This is a genomic window from Pseudomonas sp. MWU15-20650, from assembly GCF_023242475.1.
GTDB lineage: Bacteria > Pseudomonadota > Gammaproteobacteria > Pseudomonadales > Pseudomonadaceae > Aquipseudomonas.
In genome coordinates, this window is record NZ_JALJFG010000041.1 from 34646 (window position 1) to 59134 (window position 24489).

Consider the following 24489-nt stretch of genomic DNA (forward strand, 5'->3'; position numbering starts at 1 on the left):
AAGCACTTAGTTTGTAATCCTCCAAGAGTACAGATTAATCAGGCGCCCGTAGCTCAGCTGGATAGAGCATCCGCCTTCTAAGCGGATGGTCGCAGGTTCGAGTCCTGCCGGGTGCGCCATTAGGCAGCTTTGGCACAAGTAGCGCTATATGGTGGGCGTAGCTCAGTTGGTAGAGCACGGGATTGTGACTCCCGTTGTCGAGGGTTCGATCCCCTTCGTCCACCCCATATTTAGAAAGGCGCCAGATTAATCGTCTGGCGCCTTTGCTTTAAGAGCTTCAAGCGCGGATGTGGTGGAATTGGTAGACACACTGGATTTAGGTTCCAGCGCCGCGAGGCGTAAGAGTTCGAGTCTCTTCATCCGCACCAATTAAAACGCTGTCTTGCCGTCAGGCAGGGTAGGGTTCGACAAGGAAGAAGTTTGAGTTCTTTGTCATTGCAATATGGTGGGCGTAGCTCAGTTGGTAGAGCACGGGATTGTGACTCCCGTTGTCGAGGGTTCGATCCCCTTCGTCCACCCCATATTCGAAAAAGCGCCAGGTCATTGACCTGGCGCTTTTTTTTGCGCTCGAAAAAAGCGCTTGTCGTGCCGGTGGTGGTCTTGGGCGAATATCTGATATCAAGAAAAAGCAAGCATTCTCAATGTCTTGGCGTTAGAATCGTTGCCGGTTTTGAACGTGTGGAACGGGCCCCTGGTGATATCTGGGCCAGTCCGGCTATTTAATAGCGAGTAACGGCGCAGTGCCTGAAAAAGGGCTGTGCCGTTTTCGTTTGAGTGTTTCGAGTTTTCAGGGTAGGGCGTTTCATCGTATTTGTGTTTCTCGATGCTGCTGCCCTGCCTGCCGGCCTTGTTCGCAAGGTGGGTAGCCATGGCGTGCTTCCGGCTCTTCTATATATATAGAGGGGTTGCTGCAGGGCCCTGGCGTGATGAGCTGTATTTGCTAACGGGATGAGGTGCATGCGTGCACTTGAACCTATAACTGGCCTGCTGTTTTTTTACCCGTTTTCAGTAGGGTGACTTCTTGAGTTTGACCCACTAGAATGCATGCCCTTGATTCTGGGGTCGGAAACGGCCGGCTAACGTCTGTGCAACGAGGAATATCCATGCAAGTTTCTGTTGAAAATACTACTGCTCTCGAGCGCCGCCTGAGCATCACCGTGCCGGCAGAGCGTATTGAGACTGCGGTCAACAAGCGTCTGCAGCAGACTGCCCAAAAGGCCAAGATCGCTGGTTTCCGTCCAGGCAAAGTGCCAATGAGCGAAATCAAGCGTCGTTTTGGTGCCGATGCGCGCCAGGAAGCTGTCGGTGACGTGATCCAGGCTTCCTTCTACGAAGCGGTTGTTGAGCAAAAGCTGAACCCGGCTGGCTCGCCTTCGATCGAGCCCAAGTCCCTGGAAGCAGGCAAGGACCTGGAATACGTTGCTGTATTCGAAGTGTTCCCAGAGTTCACCGTTGCCGGTTTCGACGGTATCGCTATCGAGCGCCTGAGCGCTGAAGTGGCTGATTCGGACCTGGACAACATGCTGGAAATCCTGCGCAAGCAGAACACTCGTTTTGAAGTGGCCGATCGTGCTGCCCAGAACGAAGACCAGCTGAACATCGATTTCGTTGGCAAGGTTGACGGCGAAGCGTTCGCTGGCGGCTCGGCCAAGGGCACTCAGCTGGTGCTGGGTTCCAACCGTATGATCCCTGGTTTCGAAGACGGTCTGGTTGGCGCTAAAGCCGGCGAAGAGCGCGTTCTGAACCTGACTTTCCCAGCTGACTACCAGAACCTGGACCTGGCCGGCAAAGCCGCTGAGTTCACCGTGACAGTGAACAGCGTTTCCGAGCCTAAGCTGCCAGAGCTGAACGAAGAGTTCTTCGCTCAATTCGGTATCAAGGAAACCGGTATCGAAGGTTTCCGCACCGAAGTTCGCAAGAACATGGAGCGTGAGCTGCGTCAGGCCATCAAGTCCAAGGTCAAGAACCAGGTTATGGACGGTCTGCTGGCCTCCAACCCGATCGAAGTGCCTAAGGCCCTGCTGTCCAACGAAGTGGATCGCCTGCGCGTACAAGCTGTTCAGCAGTTTGGTGGCAACATCAAGCCTGACCAACTGCCGGCCGAGCTGTTCGAAGAGCAAGCCAAGCGCCGCGTTGTGCTGGGCCTGATCGTGGCTGAAGTGGTCAAGCAGTTCGACCTCAAGCCTGACGAAGACCGCGTTCGCGAAATGATCCAGGAAATGGCTTCGGCCTACCAGGAGCCTGAGCAGGTCGTGGCTTGGTACTACAAGAATGACCAGCAGCTGAACGAAGTACGTTCGGTTGTGCTGGAAGAACAAGTTGTGGATACTGTTCTGCAGAAGGCTAAGGTGACCGATAAAGCGGTCTCTTACGAAGAAGCAGTCAAGCCGGCGGAAGCAGCACAAGCCGACTGATTGTCCAACTCGTTGGAAATTCAACCATAAGCCAGCCTCGCGCTGGCTTATGCGTTTTCAAGACATGACTATTTGGGAGTAACTGCAGAGCATGTTCCGTAATTCCTATATTCAGCAGAACTCTGATATCCAGGCCGCAGGCGGCTTGGTCCCGATGGTTGTCGAGCAGTCCGCTCGTGGCGAACGCGCCTACGACATCTACTCGCGCCTGCTCAAGGAGCGAGTGATCTTTCTGGTCGGCCCTGTAGAGGACTACATGGCCAACCTGATTTGTGCGCAGCTGCTGTTCCTTGAAGCGGAAAACCCGGACAAGGACATCCATCTTTACATCAACTCCCCGGGCGGCTCGGTGACGGCTGGCATGTCGATCTACGACACCATGCAGTTCATCAAGCCAAACGTGTCGACCACTTGCATCGGCCAAGCCTGCAGCATGGGTGCTTTCCTGCTGACCGCCGGTGCCGAGGGCAAGCGTTTCTGCCTGCCAAACTCACGCGTGATGATTCACCAGCCACTGGGCGGTTTCCAGGGCCAGGCATCGGATATCGAAATCCATGCCAAGGAAATCCTCTTTATTCGTGAGCGTCTCAACACGCTGATGGCCAAGCACAGCGGGCGCACCCTTGAAGAAATCGAGCGTGATACCAATCGCGACAATTTCATGAGTGCAGAAGCTGCCCGTGATTACGGGTTGATTGACGCAGTGATCGACAAGCGCCCCGCTTAATATAAGCCGCTCAAAATAGGGCTGGTCGGCATGTCCGACCACTGGCGGGCTTGAAAAAGCCCGCATAAGCCTTCATCTTGTGTTGCAAGCCTATCGGATTTGGATCGAACGAATGACTGACACCCGCAACGGCGAGGACAACGGCAAGCTGCTCTATTGCTCCTTCTGTGGCAAAAGCCAGCATGAAGTGCGCAAATTGATTGCCGGCCCCTCGGTGTTTATCTGCGACGAGTGCGTCGACCTGTGCAATGACATCATCCGCGAGGAGGTGCAGGAAGCCCAGGCCGAGAGCAGTGCGCATAAATTGCCTTCGCCTAAAGAAATCAGCGGCATCCTTGACCAGTATGTGATTGGTCAAGAGCGTGCAAAGAAGGTTCTGGCCGTAGCGGTGTACAACCACTACAAACGCTTGAACCAGCGTGACAAGAAAGGTGACGAAGTTGAGCTCGGCAAGAGCAACATCTTGCTGATCGGTCCTACAGGCTCGGGTAAAACCTTGCTTGCAGAAACCCTCGCTCGCCTGCTGAACGTTCCGTTCACCATCGCCGACGCAACCACCCTCACCGAGGCTGGCTACGTGGGTGAAGATGTCGAGAACATCATTCAGAAGCTGCTGCAGAAGTGCGACTACGACGTAGAGAAAGCCCAGATGGGTATTGTCTACATCGACGAAATCGACAAGATTTCGCGCAAGTCCGACAACCCGTCGATCACCCGGGATGTTTCCGGTGAAGGCGTGCAGCAGGCACTGTTGAAACTGATCGAAGGCACGGTTGCTTCCGTACCGCCACAAGGTGGCCGCAAGCACCCGCAGCAGGAATTCCTTCAGGTTGATACGCGCAACATTCTGTTCATCTGTGGCGGTGCGTTCTCGGGTCTGGAAAAGGTTATCCAGCAACGTTCCACCCGTGGCGGCATCGGTTTCGGTGCAGAAGTGCGTAGCAAGGAAGAAGGCAAGAAGGTGGGCGAGTCCCTGCGTGAAGTCGAACCTGACGATTTGGTCAAGTTCGGTCTGATCCCGGAGTTCGTTGGCCGTCTGCCGGTCCTGGCCACGTTGGACGAGCTGGATGAGGCTGCACTGATTCAGATCCTCACCGAGCCGAAAAACGCCCTGACCAAGCAATATGCCAAGCTGTTCGAGATGGAAGGTGTAGACCTCGAGTTCCGTACTGACGCGCTCAAATCGGTGGCCAAGCGGGCACTGGAGCGCAAGACCGGTGCACGTGGTTTGCGCTCGATCCTCGAAGGCGTGTTGCTCGACACCATGTACGAGATTCCCTCGCAGTCCGAGGTGAGCAAAGTGGTGATCGACGAAAGCGTTATCGAAGGCAAGTCCAAGCCACTGTATATCTACGAAAACAGTGAGCCGGCTGCCAAGGCTGCACCAGACGCATAAGCGTTTTGCAGTTGCAGTACACGCAAGGGGCCTTTTGGGGCCCCTTGTTTTTTTGGGGCTTTTTTAGCGTGGTTTTTAAATTCGCGTTTATTCATGCGTTTAACTGCTGGCATTGAGCTTGTTTTTTTTGCATGCAGCCCCCATCTTGGTTTCAAGTTTATTTTTCAACTGTCATAGAGGCGAAATCATGAAGACAACCATCGAATTGCCTCTCCTGCCGTTGCGTGATGTCGTCGTCTATCCGCACATGGTTATCCCGCTGTTCGTGGGGCGCGAGAAGTCTATCGAAGCCCTCGAGGCCGCGATGACGGGTGACAAGCAGATCCTGCTGTTGGCCCAAAAGAATCCTGCTGATGATGATCCGGGCGAAGACGCCCTGTATCGCGTCGGCACCGTTGCTACCGTCCTGCAATTGCTCAAGTTACCCGATGGCACCGTCAAGGTGCTGGTCGAAGGCGAGCAACGCGGTGCGGTAGAGCGTTTCATGGAGGTGGATGGCCACCTGCGCGCCGAAGTGGCACTGATCGACGAAGTCGAAGCCCCTGAGCGCGAATCCGAAGTGTTTGTGCGCAGCCTGCTCTCGCAGTTCGAACAGTACGTACAGTTGGGCAAAAAAGTCCCGGCTGAAGTCCTGTCCTCCCTCAACAGCATTGATGAGCCAAGCCGCCTGGTCGACACCATGGCAGCGCACATGGCGCTGAAAATCGAGCAGAAGCAAGACATCCTCGAAATCATTGACCTGTCGGCCCGTGTCGAACACGTCCTGGCGCTGCTCGATGGTGAAATCGACCTGCTGCAGGTTGAGAAGCGCATCCGTGGCCGCGTGAAGAAGCAAATGGAGCGCAGCCAGCGCGAGTACTACCTGAATGAGCAGATGAAGGCCATTCAGAAAGAGCTCGGCGACAGCGAGGACGGCCACAACGAAATCGAAGAGCTGAAGAAGCGCATCGATGCCGCCGGCCTGCCGAAAGACGCCTTGACCAAAGCCACCGCCGAGCTGAACAAGCTCAAGCAAATGTCGCCGATGTCAGCCGAGGCCACTGTGGTTCGCTCCTACATCGACTGGCTGGTGCAAGTGCCGTGGAAGGCCCAGACCAAGGTACGCCTGGACCTGGCGCGCGCCGAGGACATCCTCGACGCCGACCACTACGGTCTCGAAGAAGTCAAAGAGCGCATCCTCGAATACCTCGCCGTGCAAAAACGCGTGAAGAAGATTCGTGGCCCGGTGTTGTGCCTGGTCGGACCGCCTGGTGTCGGTAAAACTTCCCTGGCTGAGTCCATTGCCAATGCCACTAACCGCAAATTCGTGCGCATGGCCCTCGGCGGCGTGCGTGATGAAGCGGAAATTCGTGGTCATCGCCGGACTTACATCGGTTCGATGCCAGGAAGATTGATTCAAAAGATGACAAAAGTAGGGGTGCGCAACCCACTGTTCCTGCTCGATGAAATCGACAAAATGGGCAGTGACATGCGTGGTGATCCTGCGTCGGCGTTGCTCGAAGTGCTGGACCCTGAGCAGAACCACAATTTCAACGACCATTACCTGGAAGTCGACTACGACTTGTCCGACGTAATGTTCCTGTGCACCTCCAACTCCATGAACATTCCACCAGCGTTGCTGGACCGGATGGAGGTGATTCGTCTGCCGGGTTACACCGAAGACGAGAAGATCAACATTGCCGTCAAATACCTCGCGCCCAAGCAGATTTCGGCCAATGGCCTGAAGAAGGGCGAGATCGAATTTGAGGTCGAGGCGATCCGTGACATCGTCCGTTACTACACTCGCGAGGCCGGTGTACGGGGCCTTGAGCGTCAAATTGCGAAGATTTGCCGCAAAGCGGTCAAAGAGCATGCGCTCGAAAAACGCTTCTCTGTGAAGGTCGTCGCCGACTCCCTGGAGCACTTTCTGGGTGTGAAGAAATTCCGCTACGGCCTGGCCGAGCAGCAGGATCAGGTAGGGCAGGTGACGGGGCTGGCGTGGACCCAGGTGGGCGGTGAATTGCTGACCATTGAAGCGGCAGTGATCCCCGGCAAAGGCCAACTGATCAAGACCGGTTCCCTTGGCGATGTGATGGTCGAATCCATCACTGCCGCGCAGACGGTGGTGCGTAGCCGTGCGAAGAGCCTGGGCATCCCCCTGGACTTCCACGAGAAGCACGACACCCATATCCACATGCCGGAAGGGGCGACTCCGAAGGATGGCCCTAGCGCTGGCGTAGGCATGTGTACGGCCCTCGTGTCGGCATTGACTGGCATTCCTGTACGCGCGGATGTGGCCATGACCGGCGAAATTACCCTGCGTGGACAGGTATTGGCGATTGGTGGCCTGAAAGAGAAATTGCTGGCTGCACATCGGGGTGGCATCAAGACCGTGATCATTCCGGAAGAGAATGTTCGCGACTTGAAGGAGATTCCTGACAATATCAAGCAGGATCTTCAGATTAAACCGGTTAAATGGATTGACGAGGTCCTGCAAATTGCGCTGCAATACGCGCCGGAGCCCTTGCCGGATGTGGCTCCGGAGATAGTCGCGAAGGATGAAAAACGCGAGTCTGATTCCAAGGAAAGAATTAGCACGCATTAATGCGATTAAGCCTGGGGGCTTCCTTGACAGCTTTTTAGAGCCCTTGTTATAAAGCGGCTCTTAAGTGTCTGTAGGCCATTCAGCACTGGTTTTTGCTTTCACCAAAAAACTTAGAATCATACTCAATAGATATATAAGGGGACTTAGAGTGAACAAGTCGGAACTGATTGATGCTATCGCCGCATCCGCTGATATCCCGAAAGCTGCTGCTGGCCGTGCGCTGGACGCAGTAATCGAATCCGTCACTGGCGCTCTGAAGGCCGGCGACTCCGTGGTACTGGTAGGCTTCGGTACTTTCTCTGTGACTGACCGCCCAGCTCGCACTGGCCGTAACCCACAGACCGGTAAAGCACTGCAAATCGCTGCTGCCAAGAAACCAGGTTTCAAAGCCGGTAAAGCCCTGAAAGAAGCCGTTAACTAAGCTTCGCTCAAGCCTTACCTACCCGGGCGGGACGCAAGTCTGGCCTGGCAGCGGAGCGGCAGCTGACCCAAGTATCCATCGGGTCGCCACGCCGGGGGTGTGGGTTCAAACCCCCGTCCGCTCCGCCAGTTACGAGAAGGCGCATCCTCGGATGCGCCTTTCTTCTATCCGGACTCTACCCACGCTCCACGGTTGCCTAATTTTTGAAGTTCAACCGTTTCTGGGGGACGCATGCTGCAGAATATCAGGGACAATTCACAAGGCTGGATTGCCAAGACCATTATCGGGATCATCGTCGCATTGATGGCGTTCACCGGTATCGAGGCTATTTTCCAGGCTTCGACCAACAACAAGCAGGACGTGGCCAAGGTCAACGGTGAAGAAATCACCCAGACTGAATTGAGCCAGGCTGTCGACATGCAACGTCGCCAGTTGATGCAACAGCTGGGCAAGGATTTCGATGCCTCCCTGCTGGACGAAAAATTGCTGCGCGACGCGGCCCTCAAGGGCCTGATCGATCGCAAGCTGCTGCTGCAAGGCGCTGCTAACTCCAAGTTCGGTTTCTCGGAAGCGGCATTGGACCAGGTGATCCTGCAGACGCCGGAATTCCAGGTGGACGGCAAGTTCAGTGCCGAACGCTTTGACCAGGTGATCCGTCAGTTGGGCTACAGCCGCCTGCAGTTCCGTCAGATGCTGACCCAGGAAATGCTGATCGGCCAGGTTCGCGCAGGCATCGCCGGCAGTGGTTTCGTGACCGACGCCGAGGTGCTGGCATTCGCCCGTCTGGAAAAACAGACCCGCGATTTTGCCACCGTCAACATCAAGGCTGACCCCGCGGCGGTGAAACTCACCGACGATGAGGTCAAGGCTTACTACGACCAGCACGCCAAAGAGTTCATGACCCCAGACCAGGTGGTCATCGACTATCTGGAACTGAAAAAGTCATCCTTCTTTGATCAGGTCACCGTCAAGGACGATGAGCTGCAGGCTGCTTATCAGAAAGAAACCGCCAACCTCGCTGAACAGCGTCGTGCCGCGCATATCCTGATTGAAGTCAACGACAAGGTCACCGAGGCGCAAGCCAAGGCCAAGATCGAAGAAATCCAGGCGCGCCTGGCCAAAGGCGAGAAGTTCGAAGCCCTGGCCAAGGAGTTCTCCCAAGACCCAGGTTCAGCCAACAATGGCGGTGACCTTGGTTTTGCGGGTCCTGGCGTCTACGACCCGGACTTCGAAACAGCCCTGTACGCGTTGAAGCAGGATCAGGTCTCGGCACCCGTGCGTACCACCTTCGGTTGGCACTTGATCAAGTTGCTGGGCGTTGAAGCACCCCAAGTGCCTTCGTTCGCCAGCCTCAAAGACAAGCTGACTCGCGAGCTCAAGACCCAGCAGGTTGAACAGCGTTTTGTCGAAGCGACCAAGCAATTGGAAGATGCGGCATTCGAAGCCTCCGACCTGGCCCAGCCAGCTTCCGACCTGAAACTGACCGTTCACACCTCCGCGCCGTTTGGCCGTGACGGTGGCGAAGGTGTCGCGGCCAACCGCGCCGTGGTCACCGCTGCGTTCAGCCCGGAAGTGCTGGATGAGGGGGCCAACAGCACCGCCATCGAGCTGGACCCGGAGACCATCATCGTGCTGCGTGCCAAAGAGCACCTCAAACCTACCCAGCTGCCGCTGGAAAGCGTTGCTGCGGCGATTCGTACCCAGATGACCAAGGAGCGTGCGAGCGCTGCTGCCAAGGCCCATGCCGACGAGTTGATCGCCAGCCTGCGTGACGGCAAGACTGCGTTGAATCAGCCGATCGATGGTCAGACCTGGAAGGTTACTGAAGCGGCTACCCGCAATCAGGAAGCCGTTGATCCTGCTGTGCTGCAAGCCTTGTTCCGCATGCCTAAGCCTGCGGCCAAGGACAAGCCGACCTTCACCACCGTGACCCTGCGTGACGGTAGCCTGATGATCGTACGCTTGAACGGTGTCAATGAAGCCGCTGCCCCTACGGACGAAGAAAAGGCGCAATACCGCCGCTTCCTCGCCTCCCGTATTGGCCAGCAAGACTTCGCGGCCTACCGCAAGCAGTTGGAAGCCCAGGCGGACATCAAGAAGTTCTGATGTCGGCTTGAACAAAAAGACCCCGGCCTGAGAAGGCCGGGGTCTTTTTTTGCGCGCGAAAAATTCTGGCCGGCGTGGGTTAAGGCTTGTTGCCGGCAAACTTGAGCTTGCCCCAGGCCAGGCCGATCACCGCTGCCAGCGTCGAAGCCACCAACACGCTCAACTTGGCGGCCGACAACAAGGCTCGGTCGGAGAACGCCAGGGCGGAGATAAAGATCGACATAGTGAAGCCAATGCCCGCCAGCAGGCCGACCAGGGTAACGCCTGTCCAGGTCACGCCGTCCGGCAGTTTGCAGAGGTTGAGCTTGACCAGCGTGAGGCTCGCGAGCATGACGCCCAAGGGCTTGCCGAGGACCAGGGCAGCGATGACGCCCATGAATACGCCGTGGGGCAGGGGCTCATCCAGGTTGAAGCCGTCGAGGCTCACACCGGCATTGGCGAGGGCGAACAGCGGCATGACGCCGAACGCCACCCATGGGTGCAGCGCCGATTGAACGCGCTGCACGGGCGGCAACATTTCGCGTTGTGCTTCTCGCAGTTGCTTCAAGGGTTTGGCCACGTGCTGCGGGCCTTGGGCGGATTGCGAGAAGCGGTCCATCAATTCGTTGAATGTGCGTCCGATAGTGTCCAGCGGGCGTTCGGTGGTGGGTTTGGAGCTGACGGGCGTCATCAGGCCGAGGATCACCCCGGCGAGCGTCGGATGCACGCCCGTCTTGAGCAGGCCAAACCAGACAATCGCCCCTGGCAGCAGGTATATCGCAGCCTTGCTGATGCCCATGCGCTGGAACACCAGCACCAGTGCGAGCCCGGCAACGGCAATGACCAACCCCATGTAGTCGAGGCTGGCCGTGAAGAAGATGGCAATAATCAGGATCGCCACGATGTCATCGATGATCGCCAAGGCCAGCAGCAGGACACGTACACCACTGGGAATCGACTTGCCCAGCAGCGCCAGTACGCCTACGGCAAAGGCGATATCGGTCGCGGTGGGTACGGCCCAGCCGCTCGCGGCGGCGGTGCCATGGTTGAGCAGGGTGTAGATGAGCGCGGGCATCAGCACACCGCCCAGCGCAGCCCCCAGTGGCAGCGTGGCCAACTTCAAGTCGGCAAGCGCGCCGTCCTTGATCTCCTGGCGGATTTCGGCACCGACCACCAGGAAGAAGATGGTCATCAAGCCGTCATTGACCAGGAAGTGCAGGGAGCGTGAGACGCTGTAGTCGCCCAACCCCAGGGTGACTGGGGTGTTCCAGAAGTGCTCATAAGTGGCGGCAGCGGGGCTGTTGGCCCAGATCAGAGCAGCGATTGCCGCCAGCAGCAGGACAATGCCGCTGACAGCTTCGATGTGTGAAAAACGCTCAAGGGCAGACAGCGCGCCCTCAGTCAGACGCTGAGGGCGAGGGATGGCAGGGTGTTTATCAGGCACGACAAATCTCCATTGGCGGCCCGACCAATGCTTGGCATTTAACCTGCGCCGTGCCTTATGCCGCAACGCACCCAACGCGATGATAGGAAGTTGAAGAATAAGTTGTAAACAAACTTGTCATCGGATGGGCATCACCCTGCGCAAGGTTGCGCCGAGCGCTAACACCATCAAGCCGGCAACCGCCCACGGAAACGCCACGACCCCCACACTTTGAAGCAACATGCCGCCAGCCAGCCCCCCGCCCGCGATCCCCAGGTTCCATACGGTGACCAGCATGGATTGGGCCGCATCGGCCGACTCGCCAGCCGACTTGGCCAGTGCGGTCTGCAACAATGCCGGCAGGCCCCCGAAGGCCAGGCCCCACACCGCCACGCTCGCATAGATCACACCTGCCGAATGGATCCAGACGCCAAGCATCAGCGCCGCCACGGCAAACATCACGCAGCTGATGAGGGTCAACAGTCGCAGATGCTGATCAATCAACAGGCCCACAAGCCAGATACTCAGCAAGGCCGCCAGGCCGAACACCAACAACACCCGGTCAATGTCGGCACCGATGCCAGCGTGTACCAATAAGGGCGCGATATAGGTATAGAGAATGTTATGGGCCAGCACGTAGGTGAAGGTCACCCACAGCACCGGACGAATGCCCGGCAGGGCCAGTACCTGTCGCAGCCCCAGGCGTTTCTCCGTCGGTTGACCGGCAAAGTCCGGTAATTGCCAGCGAGCCCAGACGAGCAGCACCAGCGTCAGGCCAGTCATGATCGCAAAGCTGGTGCGCCAACCGACGACAGTGCCGAGCAGGGTGCCTGCGGGTACGCCCAGGGACAAGGCCAGGGGGGCACCGAGCATGGCGACCGCAATTGCCCGTCCTTGCAGATGAGGGGCAACCATGCGGCTGGCGTAGCCTGCCAGCAGGGCCCAGAGCAAGCCGGCGAACACCCCGGCCAAAAAGCGCGCGGCCAAGGTCAACCCATAGTGGCTGGAAAACGCCGTGACGCTGTTGACCAATGCAAAGCCGCCGATAGCGATCAGCAGCAACGGCCGTCGACGCCAGCCACGGGTGAGTAGCGTCAGCGGGATCGCCGCGAGTAACGAGCCGAGGGCGTAGAGCGTTACCAGTTGGCCGACGAGGGCCTGTGATACCCCCAGCGCTTCGCTCATTTGCGGCAGCAGCCCGGCGGGCATTGCTTCGGTGAGGATCGTGATAAAACCGGCGCAGGCCAACGCCAGCAACCCGGCCAGAGGCAGGGGCTCAGCCTGGTTGGCCAGGGGAGGTGTCGCATCGGCCAGTAAAGGGCTGTCATTCATGGTGGTCTCTCCTTACAAAGGGCAAGGAGGCAGAGTAGGGGGCTGCGATGCGCGGAAAAACAGGCTAAGGTTCCGAACTTATCGGACACTGGCGTCCGTAATCGCCGAGGGCGAGATCATGGACAACTTGGGCAGCCTCCCGGTATTTGTGCAGGTGGCGGAAACCCGTAGTTTTACCGCCGCAGGGCGGGTATTGGGGGTGTCGTCTTCGGCCGTGGGCAAAAGCATTGCGCGCATGGAAGAGCGCCTGGGGGTCAGGCTGTTTCACCGCAGCACGCGCAGCATCACGCTGACCAGTGAGGGCGCCCTGTTCCTGGAGCGTTCGCGGCGTATCCTCGCAGAAGTCGAAGCGGCCGAGCGGGAACTGACCGAAGCCAGCGCCATCCCCCGGGGTAAGTTGCGTATCAGCGTGCCGCAGGTGCGCGGTTTGTTGATGCCGGTGATCAGCGATTTTATGCGTGCCTACCCGGAAATCGAGTTGGATGTGGATTTTTCCGACCGCATGGTGGATGTGATCGAGGAAGGCTTCGATGCGGTGATTCGTACCGGCAAGCCGGAAGATTCGCGTCTGATGGCGCGTCATCTGGGGCATTACCAATTGGTACTTGTCGGCACGCCAGGCTACTTCGATCAACACGGCACCCCTGCGCAGCCCCAGGACCTGAACCACCATGCCTGCCTGCGCCACAAGTTCTGCGCCACCGGCAAGCTGGAACCTTGGCCGTTGCGCCACGTACCGGGCGCTCAGGAACCGACGTTGCGCACGCCACTGGTCACTACTACCATCGAGTCCCTCACTCATGTGGTACATGAGGGACTTGGCATTGCTTGCCTGCCGGATTACATGGTCAATGAAGCCGTACGGAACGGGCAGTTGCGCCGAGTGCTGGATGACTATCTTGAGCATTGCGGCAGTTTCTGGATGCTGTGGCCCTCCAGTCGCCATGCCTCGGTCAAACTGCGGGTGTTTATCGATCATATGTGTGCTGGGCTGTTTCCTGTCGGTACGAACCCATAGGCTTGTGACGTTTTGCCGACAGGAATGCGCGCGCCAAGGCCTCGTTCTGTTGCACAATACCGCCCAGACTGTTTTCCTCAGGATTTTCAATGTCGACATCATTTCACTTACGCAGCCTCGGGTTGGCGCTGGTGCTGGCGGGCGCCGCGGGCTGCTCGTCACCCAAGACCGCTATTTATGAACATGAGAATTTCGACGACTCCGGTACGTTTTCCCGTGATTATCCGGTCAGCGATATCGCTGCTTGTGAGGCGGCGCGTCGTGCCCTGTTGAGCCAGGGCTATATCATCACCAGCAGTGACCCGAAGCTGGTAGTCGGTAACAAGAGTTTCCAGCAGACCGGCGAAACCCACATGCAGATCAGCTTTAATGTGGTGTGTGCCGCTGACGGCAGGGGCAGCAATCATTCGACGATGTTTGCCAATGCCTTGCAGGATCGCTACGCACTGAAGAAGGTCAATAACTCCGCGAGCCTGGGGGTGGGCGTGCTGGGGTCGGTGTCGATGCCGATTGGCTCCACCGATGACTCGATGGTGAAGGTGGCGAGCGAGACCGTCTCGGCGCCGAAGTTCTACGAGCGTTACTTCGCGTTGGTGGATGTGTTCCTGCCGCAGGAAGTGAAGGAAGCGGCGCATATTCCCGAGCAACCCAAGGCTGAGTTGGGGGTGCCCGAACCCAAGGTTGCACCGGCTGCCGAGAAGGTCGAGGCGCCGAAGGAAGAGCCTGGCGCTTCGCAACCCGTCACGCCCAAACCGGAGGCCGCGCCCATTGCGCCGCAGGAAGCGCCGGTGGCCACTCCTCCTGTAGTCGCACCACCGGTGACCAACCCTGCGCTGCCGGCCCCCACAGAGGCGATCCCGCCGCTGCCAGCCCCTGTACAGTAACGGCGCCGAGGCTCTTTCAGGCAGCGCTGTTAATTCTGCGGCAGGCTGCTACGTTTAATCTGCAAGTGCAGGAACGTCATGACGCAGACATTTTTTCGTCATGACGGCACTTTAGGCTGGTGATGCAGGTCATTTTAGTGACCGCGTTGGCCAACCGTTAAACCAAGAAGGAGTCCGCCATGGACGAATACCAGGAAGAGCTGCTGGAGTATCAGGCATTCGAGCTGGATCCACTGGATCCTGCCGACGATGCCACCGAGCTGTAGGACCGACTTCAGGCGGAATGCCGCTGGCTGCGGCGAAATTCCCCTGGGGTCTGGTTGTTCCACCGTCTGAACGCCCGCTGGAAAGCTTGTGCAGAGGCAAAACCGAGCAAATAGGCGATCTCGCCAAACGCCAGCTCCGTGTCGCGAATGTAGGTCATGGCCAGGTCGCGGCGAGTGTCATTCAAGATCGCGCGAAACTGAGTGCCTTCCTCGGCCAGTTTGCGGCGCAACGTCCAGGTCGGCAGCTTCAAGCGTGCCGCTACTTCTTCCAGGTCGGGTTCGCGGCCGCCATTGAGCATCGGGCCGAGCAACCGGGTGATGCGCTCGCGCAGGCTGCGGGTGCGGGTCAATTGCTCCAATTCTCTTTCACACAGCTGCAGCAACAGGTGCCAGGTACTTGGGCAGTGCTGCGGGTTGCGCATGGCCAGGGTGGGTTGGCTGAGGCGCAGTTGATTGGCGTCGGCGCCGAACTGGATCGGACTGTCACCCAGCACAGCGTACTGTTCGCTGTAGTCTGGCGCTTGGAACTCGATTTCGATGCGCTGTGCCTGCACGGGCTGTTGCGCCAGGCTCGATAGCTGGTGAAGCCACCCGGCGATAATCGAGTCCACGACAAAGCGGTTGTAGGCGTTGTAGGGGCTGATGGAATAGAACCGCAGCCACGCACCTTCGGCATCTTCATGGAAGCTCGATTGCCCGCGATAGTTGGCGCCGTATAGCGCTTCAAAGCGCGTCAACGTACGTGCGGCTTCACGCACATTCGGTGCCTGGGCCGCCGTGACACCGGCGAGCCCCGCCTGGCTCAAGCGACTGAGCTGGCCCATGCGCAGGCCCAGGCTCGGGTCGCCGGTCAGCTGGATGGCCGCATGGCCCAGGCGCATATAGCGCGGGATCGACAAGCGAGCGCCGGCTTCGGCCAGGCGTGCCGGGTCCAGGCCGTATTGCAGCAGCAGGGGATGTGGGTCCAGGCCATGGCTGTGGACGGCGTCGGCGAGGGTGTGCACGAAGCCCACCGACAAGTCCCCCAGGCGTACCGGCTTCACGGGGTTACAGCCAGATATTCAGCAGGCGCGCGCCATGGGCATCGCCGTCGGCGAATACTTGCCCATTGCTGCTGAGAAAGCTTTGACCGGCACTGCCCAAATCCCAGAACTGCCCGCGCAAGAACACACTCATGCCCGCTGTGGCTTGGCTCATGGGGGCTTGGCTGATGAGTGTCAGGCGGTGCCAGGCTTCGCCCTCGCTGGTTTCTTCGGGTTTGAGGCTGACTTCCGAGGGGGTCGACACACTTTTGAAGCCGCGCCATGGGCGGCTCCAGGTGTCGCGGCCGGTGATAAAGGCCGGCACCGCGACCAGTTGCGCGCCTTGTTCGTTGAGCTTGCGGTAATTGTCCGGGTACCAGCTGTCGCTGCCGATCAGGATGCCCAGGCGTCCGGCCGGGGTGTCGACCACGCTGACGACATTCTCGTCTCCGGGCTCGATAAACCCTCGTTCATCGTAGATCGGGTACAGCTGACGCTGCGGCTGGCCCAACGGCGAACCATCGGCGGCAAATACCAGGCTGGCGTTATACAGCGCGCCATGGCCGACCTGTAGCTGGCCCTGGCTGACACTCGGGTTGGGCAGGGTGATCGACCCGGCTACGAGGGTCACGCCAAACTCTTTGGCCAGGCCGCCGAACAGCATTTGGTAGTCGCGGGCCATGGCCGTGGCCTTCATGCGCAGGTAGGCATCGTCCATACGGTTGTCACCGGTGGCGCTGATCCAGGCCCGCATGAACTGCAACGGGTTACTGATCGATAGCCAGTTCATGGCGTCTTTAAGATGGATGGCCTGGTACAACTCATTTTTCTCGCCACCGAGCATCAGCCAGGTGCCGATATGTTCCGGCAGGACCACGATGGTCTTGTCGTTGATCAGGCCCTGGTCCCGGGCCTTTTGCAGGTAGGCCGCAAGTTTGAGGTGCAGGCGTTCCAGGCTCTGGTAGTCGGCGGGGAACAGCTCCGGCTGGATGCCCAGCAAGTTGCCACGGTCGGCCGGTTGGCCTTCATTGACGGCGAGGGTAATGCGCAGGTCCGACAGGTAATGCGCCACGGGGCGCTCCTGGGTCCAGACCAGATAGGCGGCGATGGCGGCAACCAAGGCCATGGTGACGGTGAACGCTAGAAGTTTACGCATGGGGCAACAGACAACAGACCGGGTGCAGGGTTCGCGACTAGGGTAGGGCCCATGGCACGGCTTGCCAAGGGGCGCTGTGCATTTGGATCAATAACTTGTCAGTTACAGTCATTGAGCGCCAGGTGATCGCCTCTTAGTCTGTGGGACATAAACCGATGCCACGCCGTTCGAGCGTGGCACGTCCCCGTGATGATTCGTTGTGGAGCTTGACCATGACCGCTGCTGCCTACCCGAACCTGCTGGCCCCGTTGGACCTGGGTTTTACCACCTTGCGCAACCGCACCCTGATGGGCTCGATGCACACCGGCCTGGAAGAAAAACCTGGCGGTTTCGAGCGCATGGCGGCGTACTTTGCCGAGCGCGCCCGTGGTGGCGTGGGCCTGATGGTCACCGGCGGCATTGGCCCCAATGATGAAGGCGGCGTGTATGCCGGTGCGGCCAAGCTGACTACCGAGGCAGAAGCGCACAAGCACAAGATCGTCACCCAAGCGGTGCATGAAGCGGGCGGCAAGATCTGCATGCAGATCCTCCACGCGGGCCGTTATGCCTACAGCCCAAAACAGGTCGCACCCAGTGCGATTCAAGCGCCGATCAACCCGTTCAAGCCCAACGAGTTGGATGAAGAGGGCATCGAGAAGCAGATCCAGGATTTTGTCACCTGCTCGCTGCTGGCCCAGGTGGCCGAGTACGACGGTGTGGAAATCATGGGCTCCGAAGGCTACTTCATTAACCAATTCCTCGCCGCTCACACCAACCACCGTACTGACCGTTGGGGGGGCAGCTACGAAAACCGCATGCGCTTGGCGGTAGAAATCGTGCGTCGTGTACGCGAAGCGGTCGGCCCGAACTTCATCATTATCTTCCGCCTGTCGATGCTCGACCTGGTCGAGGGTGGCAGCACCTGGGACGAAATCGTGCAACTGGCCAAGGCCATCGAACAGGCCGGCGCGACGCTGATCAACACCGGTATCGGCTGGCACGAAGCGCGTATCCCGACCATCGCCACCAAGGTGCCGCGGGGGGCTTTCAGCAAAGTCACCGCCAAATTGCGCGGTGCGGTGAGCATTCCGCTGATCACCACCAACCGTATCAACACTCCGGACATTGCCGAGCAGATCCTGGCAGAAGGCGATGCCGACATGGTCTCGATGGCGCGGCCGTTCCTCGCTGACCCAGAGTTCGTCAACAAGGCCGCAGCCGGCCGCGCGGATGAAATCAACACCTGCATCGGGTGCAACCAAGCTTGCCTGGACCACACCTTCGGCGGCAAGTTGACCACGTGCCTGGTGAACCCGCGGGCCTGTTATGAAACCGAGCTCAACTACCTGCCGGTCAAGCAGATCAAGAAAATTGCCGTGGTCGGGGCCGGCCCTGCGGGGCTGGCAGCGGCTACCGTTGCCGCCGAACGTGGCCACCAAGTGACGTTGTTCGATTCCGCCAGTGAGATTGGTGGCCAGTTCAATATCGCCAAGCGCGTACCGGGCAAGGAGGAGTTTTTCGAAACCCTGCGCTACTTCAAGCGCAAATTGCAGACCACGCATGTCGAGCTGTGCCTCAACACTCGCGTGACGGTAGAGCAACTGGCGACAGGCGGTTATGACGAGATCATCCTGGCCACCGGTATCGCACCGCGTACGCCGGCCATCCCGGGTATCGAGAATGCCAAGGTACTGAGCTACCTGGACGTGATCCTGGAGCGCAAACCGGTCGGCAAGCGCGTGGCCGTGATCGGCGCCGGTGGCATCGGCTTCGACGTGTCGGAATTCCTGGTGCACCAGGGGGTGTCCACCAGCCTGGACCGCGACGCGTTCTGGAAAGAGTGGGGCATCGATACCCAACTGCAGGCCCGTGGCGGCGTGGCGGGCATCAAGCCTGAACGCCATGCCCCTGCGCGCGCGGTGTTCCTGCTGCAACGCAAGACTTCCAAGGTCGGCGACGGCCTGGGCAAGACCACCGGCTGGATTCACCGTACCGGCTTGAAGAACAAGCAGGTGCAGATGCTGAACAGCGTCGAATACCTGAAGATCGATGATGAAGGTTTGCACATCCGTATCGGTGCCGAGGGTGAACCCCAGGTGCTGGCGGTCGACAACATCGTCATCTGCGCCGGCCAGGACCCGCTGCGTGAATTGCAGGAGGGCCTGGTGGCTGCGGGCCAGAACGTGCACCTGATTGGCGGTGCCGATGTGGCGGCCGAGCTGGATGCCAAGCGCGCGATCAACCAGGGCTCGCGCCTGGCCGCCGAGTTGTAAAACGTCAGGAGGGGCGGTGTTAGACTACCGCCCCTTTTTGCACACAGATGTCCCCCTGATGGGCCCTTTTGACTGGCTTCCTCACGCGCCCCTTGAACCCTTGCAGCTGGACTGGCTGAACGGCGTCGAGCTGGCCGTGTTGCGCCTGGACCGCATCGACCCGCTGATCAGCGGCAACAAGTGGTTCAAGCTCACCCAATACCTGGCCCAGGCCCAGCAAGCCGCAGCCACTGGCATCATCAGTCTCGGCGGGGCTTACTCCAACCACCTGCACGCGCTGGCGGCGGCGGGCAAACGCTTTGGCTTCCCGACCGTCGGCCTATTGCGCGGCCATCCCCAAGACACGCCCACGGTCCTCGACCTGAAAGCCTTTGGCATGCAATTGCATTGGCTGGGTTATGGGGACTATCGCGCGCGCCATGAGCCGGGCTTCTGGTTACCCTGGCGCGAGCAGTATCCCCATCTTTATCCGGTGCCCGAAGGCGGCGGCGGACTGGCCGGTGCGCAGGGCTGCGCAGTCTTGGTCGAGCAAGCGCGCGCCCAGTTAAGCACGCTTGGCTGGGCGGATTACGACGGCTGGTGGCTCGCGGCGGGTACCGGCACGACGTTGGCCGGGTTGGTGCTGGCAGAAGCGGGTGCACATCCGGTGTACGGCGCCCTGGCGGTGCCGGATGACCACGGCGTGGCGCAGAACGTGAGTGCCATCGTGCAGGGCGGTTATGAACTGCTGGGCGCGAGCCGAGGCGGCTTCGCCAAGGTCGACCCGTTATTGCTTGAGTTTATCCAGTGCACCGAACAGCACTGCGGCTTGCCGTTGGAACCGCTCTACACCGGCAAGGCGCTGTTGGCCTTGAAGCAGCACATCAAGGCCGCAGGTTTTGCCCCCGGCACTCGTTTGATCTTCATTCATACCGGTGGCCTGCAAGGCCGGCGAGGGTTTGACGCCTAGCGCGGTCTCTTTGTAGGAGGGGGCTGGCCACCAATCTCGGTGGGTCAGTCGATGGATTTGTGGGTTGCCCCAACGCCATCGGAGGCAAGCGCCTTCCCACCTGGCATCATCCGCAAGGCAGTGTTATCGCGCAGGATGTAATGGTGAAAGATCCCCGCCAGCGCATGCAGGCCGATCAACCAATAACCGATGTTGCCGAACAGCACGTGCCACCCTTCGATTTCCTTGGCCAGCGCTTTGTTTTCAGCCAGCAATGGCGGCAGCTCGATACCGTAGAACATCACCGAATGCCCTTCGGCGCTGACGATCAGCCAACCGGCAATCGGCATGCCGATCATCAAGGCATACAGCGCGAAGTGCATCAGGGTGGCCAGCAGGGTTTGCCACTGCGGCGGCGTCGGCACGATCTTCGGCGCGACGCCCAGGCTGCGTGCGAACAAGCGCAACCACACCAGTACAAACACGGTGAGGCCGAACATGTAGTGCATTTCCACAATCAACGCGCGTCCGCCGCTGCCTTTGGGAAACATCCCGCGCAGTTCAATGCAGGCGTAAACCACCGCCAGCAGCACCACCATCAACCAGTGCAACGCAATCGACATGGTGCTGTAGCGCGTATCGGAATTTTTCCACGGCATCGCTTTGTTCCTCACTCATCAGGGCATATCTCCGTTCTTTAGCGACGGAGTCCTTTAACTGTATGCCGGTTTTGAGCGATTTGCCTGGCGCAAGTGCGGTTGTTTTGACCTCTATCAGTGGCTTTGCGGCATTTCCCCACGCGCCAGGCGCTGATTGATGTCGGTGATGACTGACGGCAGGTCGTTAAGGGTATCGATCCGATAATGTGGGCGTGAACCTTCGAACAGGGCTTCGATACGCTTGCGCTCGCGGGCCAATGTGGCGCTGTCCAGGGCACGGAATTGCTCGTAGGTCAGGCCCAGGGCGTTGCCGGAGCAGGTCAGGGCCACGGTCCACATCCCGGCACGACGGCCTTCCAGGATGCCCGGCACGGTGTCGTCGACCTTCACGCACGCCGCCACATCATCAATGCCCAGCGCGATCACGTTGGCCAGTGCCTGGGCCGGCCATGGGCGGCCGTTGGGCACTTCGTCGGTAGCGACCACGTGGTCGGCGATATAGCCGTTGGTGGCGGCCAGGGCGACGACCTTATCCATCACTTGCTTGGGATAGCCCGAGCAGGAGCCGATCTTGATCCCCTGCACACGCAGGCGGGCGATGGTGTCGAGGGCGCCAGGGATCAGGGCCGAGTGCTCGGCGATCTTTTCGATCTGCAACGGCATGAAGCGCTGGTAGATGGCTGTCACGTCATCATCGGTCGGCGTGCGGCCGAACGCCTTGCGGTAGCGCTCGGCAACTTGAGGTTGGTCGCAAAGGGTGCGGATATGATCCCACTTGCCCATGCCCATCGGGCCACGGGCCTCTTCGATGGACACTTGCACGTCGAACTCGGCGAAGGCTTCGACAAAAATCTGCGTGGGGGCGAAGGAGCCGAAGTCGACCACGGTGCCGGCCCAGTCGAGGATAACGGCCTGGAGGGTGGTGGGGTTTTCATAGTTCATGGTTCAAATCCTGTGGGCAATGGGGGAAATCAGATGTCCAGTACTTCCATTTCTTGCAGTGCCTGCGCGATCGCCTTGACCGCCGCTTGCATGCCTTGCGCGTCAACGTGGCCGATGCAGCCCACGCGGAAGGTTTCCACTTGGGTCAGTTTGCCGGGGTAGAGGATGAAACCCTTGGCCTTGACGCGTTCGTAGAAGTCCTTGAACTGGTAGCGCGGGTTTTTCGGGGCGTGGAAGGTGACGATGATCGGCGCCTGGATGGCCGCCGGCAGGAAACTGTGCAGGCCCAGTTCGGCCATGCCGTCCAGCAGCGCCTGGCAGTTGTCGGCATAGCGTTGATGACGTGCCGGCAAGCCGCCTTCTTCGTGGTACTGCAGCAGCGCTTCGTGCAAGGCGGCAACCACGTGGGTCGGTGGGGTGAAGCGCCACTGGCCGGTCTTGGCCATATAGGTGTGCTGGTCGAACAGGTCCATCGCCAGTGAATGGCAGTTGCCCTGTGCGGTGGCCAGTGCCTGTTTTTCCACGAAGACAAAGCCCATGCCGGGCACGCCTTCCAGGCATTTGCCCGAGGCGGCGATCAGCGCGTCGAACGGGACTTCGCGGGCATCGATCGGCAGCGCGCCGAAGGAGCTCATGGCGTCGATGATCAGGCGCTTACCGTGGCGTCTGACCACCTCGGCGATTTGCGGCAGCGGGTTGAGAATGCCCGTGCTGGTTTCGCAGTGGATCAGCGCGGTATGGGTGATGGCCGGGTCTGCATGCAGCAAACGGTCGACATCGGCGGCAGTGGTGGGGTTGTCTTCGGCAGTTTCAAAGGTGCTGAACGCGCGGCCGAGTACGTCGCAGATCTTCGCCAGCCGCTTGCCGTAGGCGCCGTTGATCAACACCAGCACCTTGCCGTCACGCGGCACCAGAGTGCCGATGGCGGCTTCGACGGCGAACGTGCCACTGCCTTGCAACGGCACGCAATGGTGGCCGGCGCTGGCATGAATGATCGCCAGCAATTGCGTGCAGACGCTGGCAGTGAGTTGGTTGAAACGGTCGTCCCATGAACCCCAATCCACCATCATGGCCTGGCGAGTGCGGGCAGAGGTGGTCAGGGGGCCAGGAGTCAGCAGGATCGGCGCGGCAGGGGGCATCTCAAGTCCTCGCAAGGTAGGGGGTTGAAGCTACGGCGCCTAAATTGCAGTTTGGCTTGTCATCAATCAAATTGTTTGTTGTTATGCAAGCTATCAGTGAGGCCGATAGTTATGAATCTGTTCCAATTACGTGCATTCGATGCGGTGGCCCGCGAGGGCAGTTTCACTCGGGCCGCCACACGGCTGTTTATCAGCCAGCCGGCGGTGACCGGGCATATCAAGGCCCTGGAAGAGCACTACCAGATCCCCTTGTTGCGCCGTACCGCACGGCGGGTGGAGTTGACCGAAGAGGGCGCGCGCCTGGCGGCGATCACCCGTGCGATCTTTGGCTTGGTAGACGAGGCCCAGGCCCTGCTGGAGGCCAACCGGCAGTTGCTTGCCGGTCGCCTGGAGGTCGCGGCGGATGGCCCGCACTTGGTCATGCCGATGATCGCCAGCCTGCGCGCGCGCTACCCTGGCATAACGGTGAACCTGCGCTTGGGCAACGCCCAGGAAACCCTCGCGGCGCTGCTCTCTGAACATGCGGATGTGGCGGTACTGACCGAAGTCGAACCCCGCAGCGGGCTGCATCTGCAACCGCTGAGTGAGTCGCGTATTTGCGCATTGGTGCCCGCAGGCCACCCCTGGGCAGCGCTGCCCCAGGGCATTGGCCTGACGCAGTTGAACCAGGTCATCATGGTGCTGCGTGAACCCAGCTCTATCACGCGCCGCACCTTTGATGACGCCTGTCTGGCCGCAGGGGTGCAGCCCAAGGTGTTGCTCGAGCTGGACAGCCGTGAAGCGGTGACCGAGGCCGTCGCCGCGCAGTTGGGCGTCGGGGTGGTGTCATCGATGGAGGTGAGCCCGGACCCTCGGGTGCAGGCGGTGCCGATCCAGGGCGATGGCCTGGTGAACCGGCATATGCTCGGTTGCCTGGAGCGGCGCAGGTCGTTGCGCTTGATTCAGGCTTTTTTCGAGTTGGCGCATTGACGGTTTTTTGGTGGAACGAAGGGTTTTTGCCCTATAAACTCTGCCCCCAAAGCGCCGGCCAGTAGACGTTTCGGCGCGATGGATAGAAGAGAGTGAGTCATGGGCGCACAGTGGAAAGTCAAACATAAAGAAGCGGCAGCCAATGCCAAGGGCAAGATCTTCGGCAAACTGGTGAAGGAAATCACCATCGCCGCCCGTAACGGAGCGGACACCGCGACCAACGCCCACCTGCGTCTGGTGGTGGAACAGGCCAAGAAGGCCTCGATGCCCAAGGAAACCCTGGACCGCGCGATCAAGAAGGGCGCCGGTCTGCTCGGCGAAACCGTGCAGTACCACCGCGTGACCTACGAAGGGTTTGCCCCGCACCAGGTGCCGCTGATCGTCGAGTGCGTGACCGATAACATCAACCGTACCGTGGCGGAAATCCGCGTGGCGTTCCGCAAGGGGCAACTGGGCGCTTCCGGCTCCGTGGCCTGGGACTTCAACCACGTCGGCCTGATCGAAGCGTCGCCGGACACCCCGGACGCTGATCCGGAAATGGCCGCCATCGAAGCGGGTGCCCAGGATTTCGAAGCGGGTGAAGAAGGCGCGACCCTGTTCATCACCGAGACCACCGATCTGGACGCCGTACAGAAAGCGCTGCCGGAGCAGGGTTTTACCGTGCTGTCGGCCAAGTTGGGCTACATCGCGAAGAACCCGGTGAGCGGTTTGACCGATGAGCAGATGGCTGAAGTCGAGGCTTTCCTGGAAGGCCTGGACAACCATGACGACGTGCAGGATATGTTCGTCGGATTGGCCGGCTAAAACGCGGTCCAACTGGGGGAGGGAGCAAACCCCCTCCCACTTTTACGGTGCTGTGTCAGGCCAATTAA

Annotated in this window: 20 protein-coding genes and 4 tRNA genes; 16 read left to right on the forward strand and 8 right to left on the reverse strand. The window is 59.5% G+C overall.

Translation table 11 applies throughout. The annotated features are described in order from the left end of the window. Positions 1–42 precede the first annotated feature (42 nt). The 4 genes from M5B43_RS23885 (at position 43) to M5B43_RS23900 (ending at position 521) form a co-directional block, all read left to right on the forward strand. A tRNA-Arg gene (locus tag M5B43_RS23885) sits at positions 43–119 on the forward strand. Between the two features lie 32 nt (positions 120–151). Then, positions 152–227 (forward strand) — tRNA-His (locus M5B43_RS23890). Positions 228–283: 56 nt separating this feature from the next. Beyond that, a tRNA-Leu gene (locus M5B43_RS23895) sits at positions 284–368 on the forward strand. Between the two features lie 77 nt (positions 369–445). Then, positions 446–521 (forward strand) — tRNA-His (locus M5B43_RS23900). Positions 522–618: 97 nt separating this feature from the next. Here the strand turns inward: M5B43_RS23900 and M5B43_RS23905 are convergent. Next, positions 619–870: a hypothetical protein gene (locus tag M5B43_RS23905; protein WP_248752376.1), complete on the reverse strand. Its 252-nt coding sequence runs from the start codon at positions 868–870 to the stop codon at positions 619–621. A gap of 233 nt (positions 871–1103) precedes the next feature. On the opposite strand from M5B43_RS23905, the gene tig reads away from it, so the two are divergent. The 6 genes from tig to M5B43_RS23935 all read left to right on the forward strand — a co-directional run bounded on the left by tig (position 1104) and on the right by M5B43_RS23935 (position 9648). Continuing rightward, on the forward strand, positions 1104–2414 hold the full coding sequence (gene tig, locus M5B43_RS23910) for a trigger factor (RefSeq protein ID WP_248752377.1): 1311 nt from the start codon (positions 1104–1106) through the stop codon (positions 2412–2414). A gap of 91 nt (positions 2415–2505) precedes the next feature. Further along, on the forward strand, positions 2506–3141 hold the full coding sequence (gene clpP / locus M5B43_RS23915) for an ATP-dependent Clp endopeptidase proteolytic subunit ClpP (protein ID WP_017736926.1): 636 nt from the start codon (positions 2506–2508) through the stop codon (positions 3139–3141). A 112-nt stretch (positions 3142–3253) separates the two neighbouring features. After that, positions 3254–4537 (forward strand): ATP-dependent Clp protease ATP-binding subunit ClpX, encoded by a 1284-nt coding sequence (gene clpX, locus M5B43_RS23920; RefSeq protein ID WP_017136464.1) that lies wholly within the window; start codon positions 3254–3256, stop codon positions 4535–4537. 187 nt (positions 4538–4724) lie between these two features. Then, entirely contained in the window at positions 4725–7121 is a 2397-nt protein-coding gene (gene lon, locus M5B43_RS23925) for an endopeptidase La (protein ID WP_248752378.1), read from the forward strand. Positions 7122–7269: 148 nt separating this feature from the next. Beyond that, a complete protein-coding gene (locus tag M5B43_RS23930; protein WP_003174819.1) occupies positions 7270–7542 on the forward strand; it encodes an HU family DNA-binding protein in 273 nt (90 codons plus the stop codon). A gap of 231 nt (positions 7543–7773) precedes the next feature. Further along, positions 7774–9648 (forward strand): SurA N-terminal domain-containing protein, encoded by a 1875-nt coding sequence (locus M5B43_RS23935; protein ID WP_248752379.1) that lies wholly within the window; start codon positions 7774–7776, stop codon positions 9646–9648. Between the two features lie 79 nt (positions 9649–9727). Here M5B43_RS23935 and nhaA read toward each other — a convergent pair whose 3' ends face one another. Both nhaA and M5B43_RS23945 read right to left on the reverse strand, forming a co-directional pair. Then, positions 9728–11071, reverse strand: coding sequence for a Na+/H+ antiporter NhaA (gene nhaA / locus M5B43_RS23940; protein WP_248752380.1), 1344 nt, complete (start codon positions 11069–11071; stop codon positions 9728–9730). A 117-nt stretch (positions 11072–11188) separates the two neighbouring features. Further along, entirely contained in the window at positions 11189–12382 is a 1194-nt protein-coding gene (locus M5B43_RS23945) for an MFS transporter (RefSeq protein WP_248752381.1), read from the reverse strand. Between the two features lie 118 nt (positions 12383–12500). Here M5B43_RS23945 and M5B43_RS23950 point away from each other — a divergent pair, with 118 nt between their 5' ends. Together M5B43_RS23950 and M5B43_RS23955 are read left to right on the forward strand one after the other, a co-directional pair. Next, positions 12501–13400: a LysR substrate-binding domain-containing protein gene (locus M5B43_RS23950; RefSeq protein WP_248752382.1), complete on the forward strand. Its 900-nt coding sequence runs from the start codon at positions 12501–12503 to the stop codon at positions 13398–13400. Positions 13401–13489: 89 nt separating this feature from the next. Further along, positions 13490–14284, forward strand: coding sequence for a DUF2242 domain-containing protein (locus M5B43_RS23955; RefSeq protein WP_248752383.1), 795 nt, complete (start codon positions 13490–13492; stop codon positions 14282–14284). A gap of 274 nt (positions 14285–14558) precedes the next feature. On the opposite strand, the gene M5B43_RS23960 is transcribed toward M5B43_RS23955, so the two are convergent. Next, positions 14559–15593 (reverse strand): AraC family transcriptional regulator, encoded by a 1035-nt coding sequence (locus tag M5B43_RS23960; RefSeq protein ID WP_248752384.1) that lies wholly within the window; start codon positions 15591–15593, stop codon positions 14559–14561. A gap of 4 nt (positions 15594–15597) precedes the next feature. Beyond that, on the reverse strand, positions 15598–16728 hold the full coding sequence (locus tag M5B43_RS23965) for a carbon-nitrogen hydrolase family protein (protein ID WP_248752385.1): 1131 nt from the start codon (positions 16726–16728) through the stop codon (positions 15598–15600). Between the two features lie 212 nt (positions 16729–16940). On the opposite strand from M5B43_RS23965, the gene M5B43_RS23970 reads away from it, so the two are divergent. Both M5B43_RS23970 and M5B43_RS23975 read left to right on the forward strand, forming a co-directional pair. Continuing rightward, on the forward strand, positions 16941–18980 hold the full coding sequence (locus M5B43_RS23970) for an NADPH-dependent 2,4-dienoyl-CoA reductase (RefSeq protein WP_248752386.1): 2040 nt from the start codon (positions 16941–16943) through the stop codon (positions 18978–18980). A 58-nt stretch (positions 18981–19038) separates the two neighbouring features. After that, the gene (locus M5B43_RS23975) at positions 19039–19929 is read left to right on the forward strand and encodes a pyridoxal-phosphate dependent enzyme (RefSeq protein ID WP_248752387.1); all 891 of its coding nucleotides are present in this window, start codon (positions 19039–19041) and stop codon (positions 19927–19929) included. Positions 19930–19973: 44 nt separating this feature from the next. On the opposite strand, the gene M5B43_RS23980 is transcribed toward M5B43_RS23975, so the two are convergent. From M5B43_RS23980 to M5B43_RS23990, 3 genes are all read right to left on the reverse strand, one after another. Continuing rightward, positions 19974–20567, reverse strand: coding sequence for a cytochrome b (locus M5B43_RS23980; RefSeq protein ID WP_248752388.1), 594 nt, complete (start codon positions 20565–20567; stop codon positions 19974–19976). 114 nt (positions 20568–20681) lie between these two features. Further along, positions 20682–21509 (reverse strand): phosphonoacetaldehyde hydrolase, encoded by an 828-nt coding sequence (gene phnX / locus M5B43_RS23985; protein ID WP_248752389.1) that lies wholly within the window; start codon positions 21507–21509, stop codon positions 20682–20684. Between the two features lie 29 nt (positions 21510–21538). After that, positions 21539–22648 carry a 2-aminoethylphosphonate--pyruvate transaminase gene (locus M5B43_RS23990; RefSeq protein ID WP_248752390.1) on the reverse strand — a complete coding sequence of 370 codons (1110 nt, stop codon included), beginning with the start codon at positions 22646–22648 and terminating at the stop codon, positions 21539–21541. A gap of 111 nt (positions 22649–22759) precedes the next feature. Here M5B43_RS23990 and M5B43_RS23995 point away from each other — a divergent pair, with 111 nt between their 5' ends. Both M5B43_RS23995 and M5B43_RS24000 read left to right on the forward strand, forming a co-directional pair. After that, positions 22760–23617, forward strand: a complete 858-nt coding sequence (locus M5B43_RS23995; RefSeq protein ID WP_248752391.1) for a LysR substrate-binding domain-containing protein — start codon at positions 22760–22762, stop codon at positions 23615–23617. A gap of 99 nt (positions 23618–23716) precedes the next feature. Further along, positions 23717–24421 (forward strand): YebC/PmpR family DNA-binding transcriptional regulator, encoded by a 705-nt coding sequence (locus tag M5B43_RS24000; protein ID WP_248752392.1) that lies wholly within the window; start codon positions 23717–23719, stop codon positions 24419–24421. Positions 24422–24489: the final 68 nt, after the last annotated feature.

Coding starts and splice junctions, on each gene's coding strand:
- M5B43_RS23905 (WP_248752376.1), bottom strand. CDS start 870: ATGGCTACCCACCTTGCGAACAAGGCCGGCAGGCAGGGCAGCAGCATC.
- tig (WP_248752377.1), top strand. CDS start 1,104: ATGCAAGTTTCTGTTGAAAATACTACTGCTCTCGAGCGCCGCCTGAGC.
- clpP (WP_017736926.1), top strand. CDS start 2,506: ATGTTCCGTAATTCCTATATTCAGCAGAACTCTGATATCCAGGCCGCA.
- clpX (WP_017136464.1), top strand. CDS start 3,254: ATGACTGACACCCGCAACGGCGAGGACAACGGCAAGCTGCTCTATTGC.
- lon (WP_248752378.1), top strand. CDS start 4,725: ATGAAGACAACCATCGAATTGCCTCTCCTGCCGTTGCGTGATGTCGTC.
- M5B43_RS23935 (WP_248752379.1), top strand. CDS start 7,774: ATGCTGCAGAATATCAGGGACAATTCACAAGGCTGGATTGCCAAGACC.
- M5B43_RS23945 (WP_248752381.1), bottom strand. CDS start 12,382: ATGAATGACAGCCCTTTACTGGCCGATGCGACACCTCCCCTGGCCAAC.
- M5B43_RS23950 (WP_248752382.1), top strand. CDS start 12,501: ATGGACAACTTGGGCAGCCTCCCGGTATTTGTGCAGGTGGCGGAAACC.
- M5B43_RS23955 (WP_248752383.1), top strand. CDS start 13,490: ATGTCGACATCATTTCACTTACGCAGCCTCGGGTTGGCGCTGGTGCTG.
- M5B43_RS23965 (WP_248752385.1), bottom strand. CDS start 16,728: ATGCGTAAACTTCTAGCGTTCACCGTCACCATGGCCTTGGTTGCCGCC.
- M5B43_RS23970 (WP_248752386.1), top strand. CDS start 16,941: ATGACCGCTGCTGCCTACCCGAACCTGCTGGCCCCGTTGGACCTGGGT.
- M5B43_RS23975 (WP_248752387.1), top strand. CDS start 19,039: ATGGGCCCTTTTGACTGGCTTCCTCACGCGCCCCTTGAACCCTTGCAG.
- M5B43_RS23980 (WP_248752388.1), bottom strand. CDS start 20,567: ATGCCGTGGAAAAATTCCGATACGCGCTACAGCACCATGTCGATTGCG.
- phnX (WP_248752389.1), bottom strand. CDS start 21,509: ATGAACTATGAAAACCCCACCACCCTCCAGGCCGTTATCCTCGACTGG.
- M5B43_RS23990 (WP_248752390.1), bottom strand. CDS start 22,648: ATGCCCCCTGCCGCGCCGATCCTGCTGACTCCTGGCCCCCTGACCACC.
- M5B43_RS23995 (WP_248752391.1), top strand. CDS start 22,760: ATGAATCTGTTCCAATTACGTGCATTCGATGCGGTGGCCCGCGAGGGC.
- M5B43_RS24000 (WP_248752392.1), top strand. CDS start 23,717: ATGGGCGCACAGTGGAAAGTCAAACATAAAGAAGCGGCAGCCAATGCC.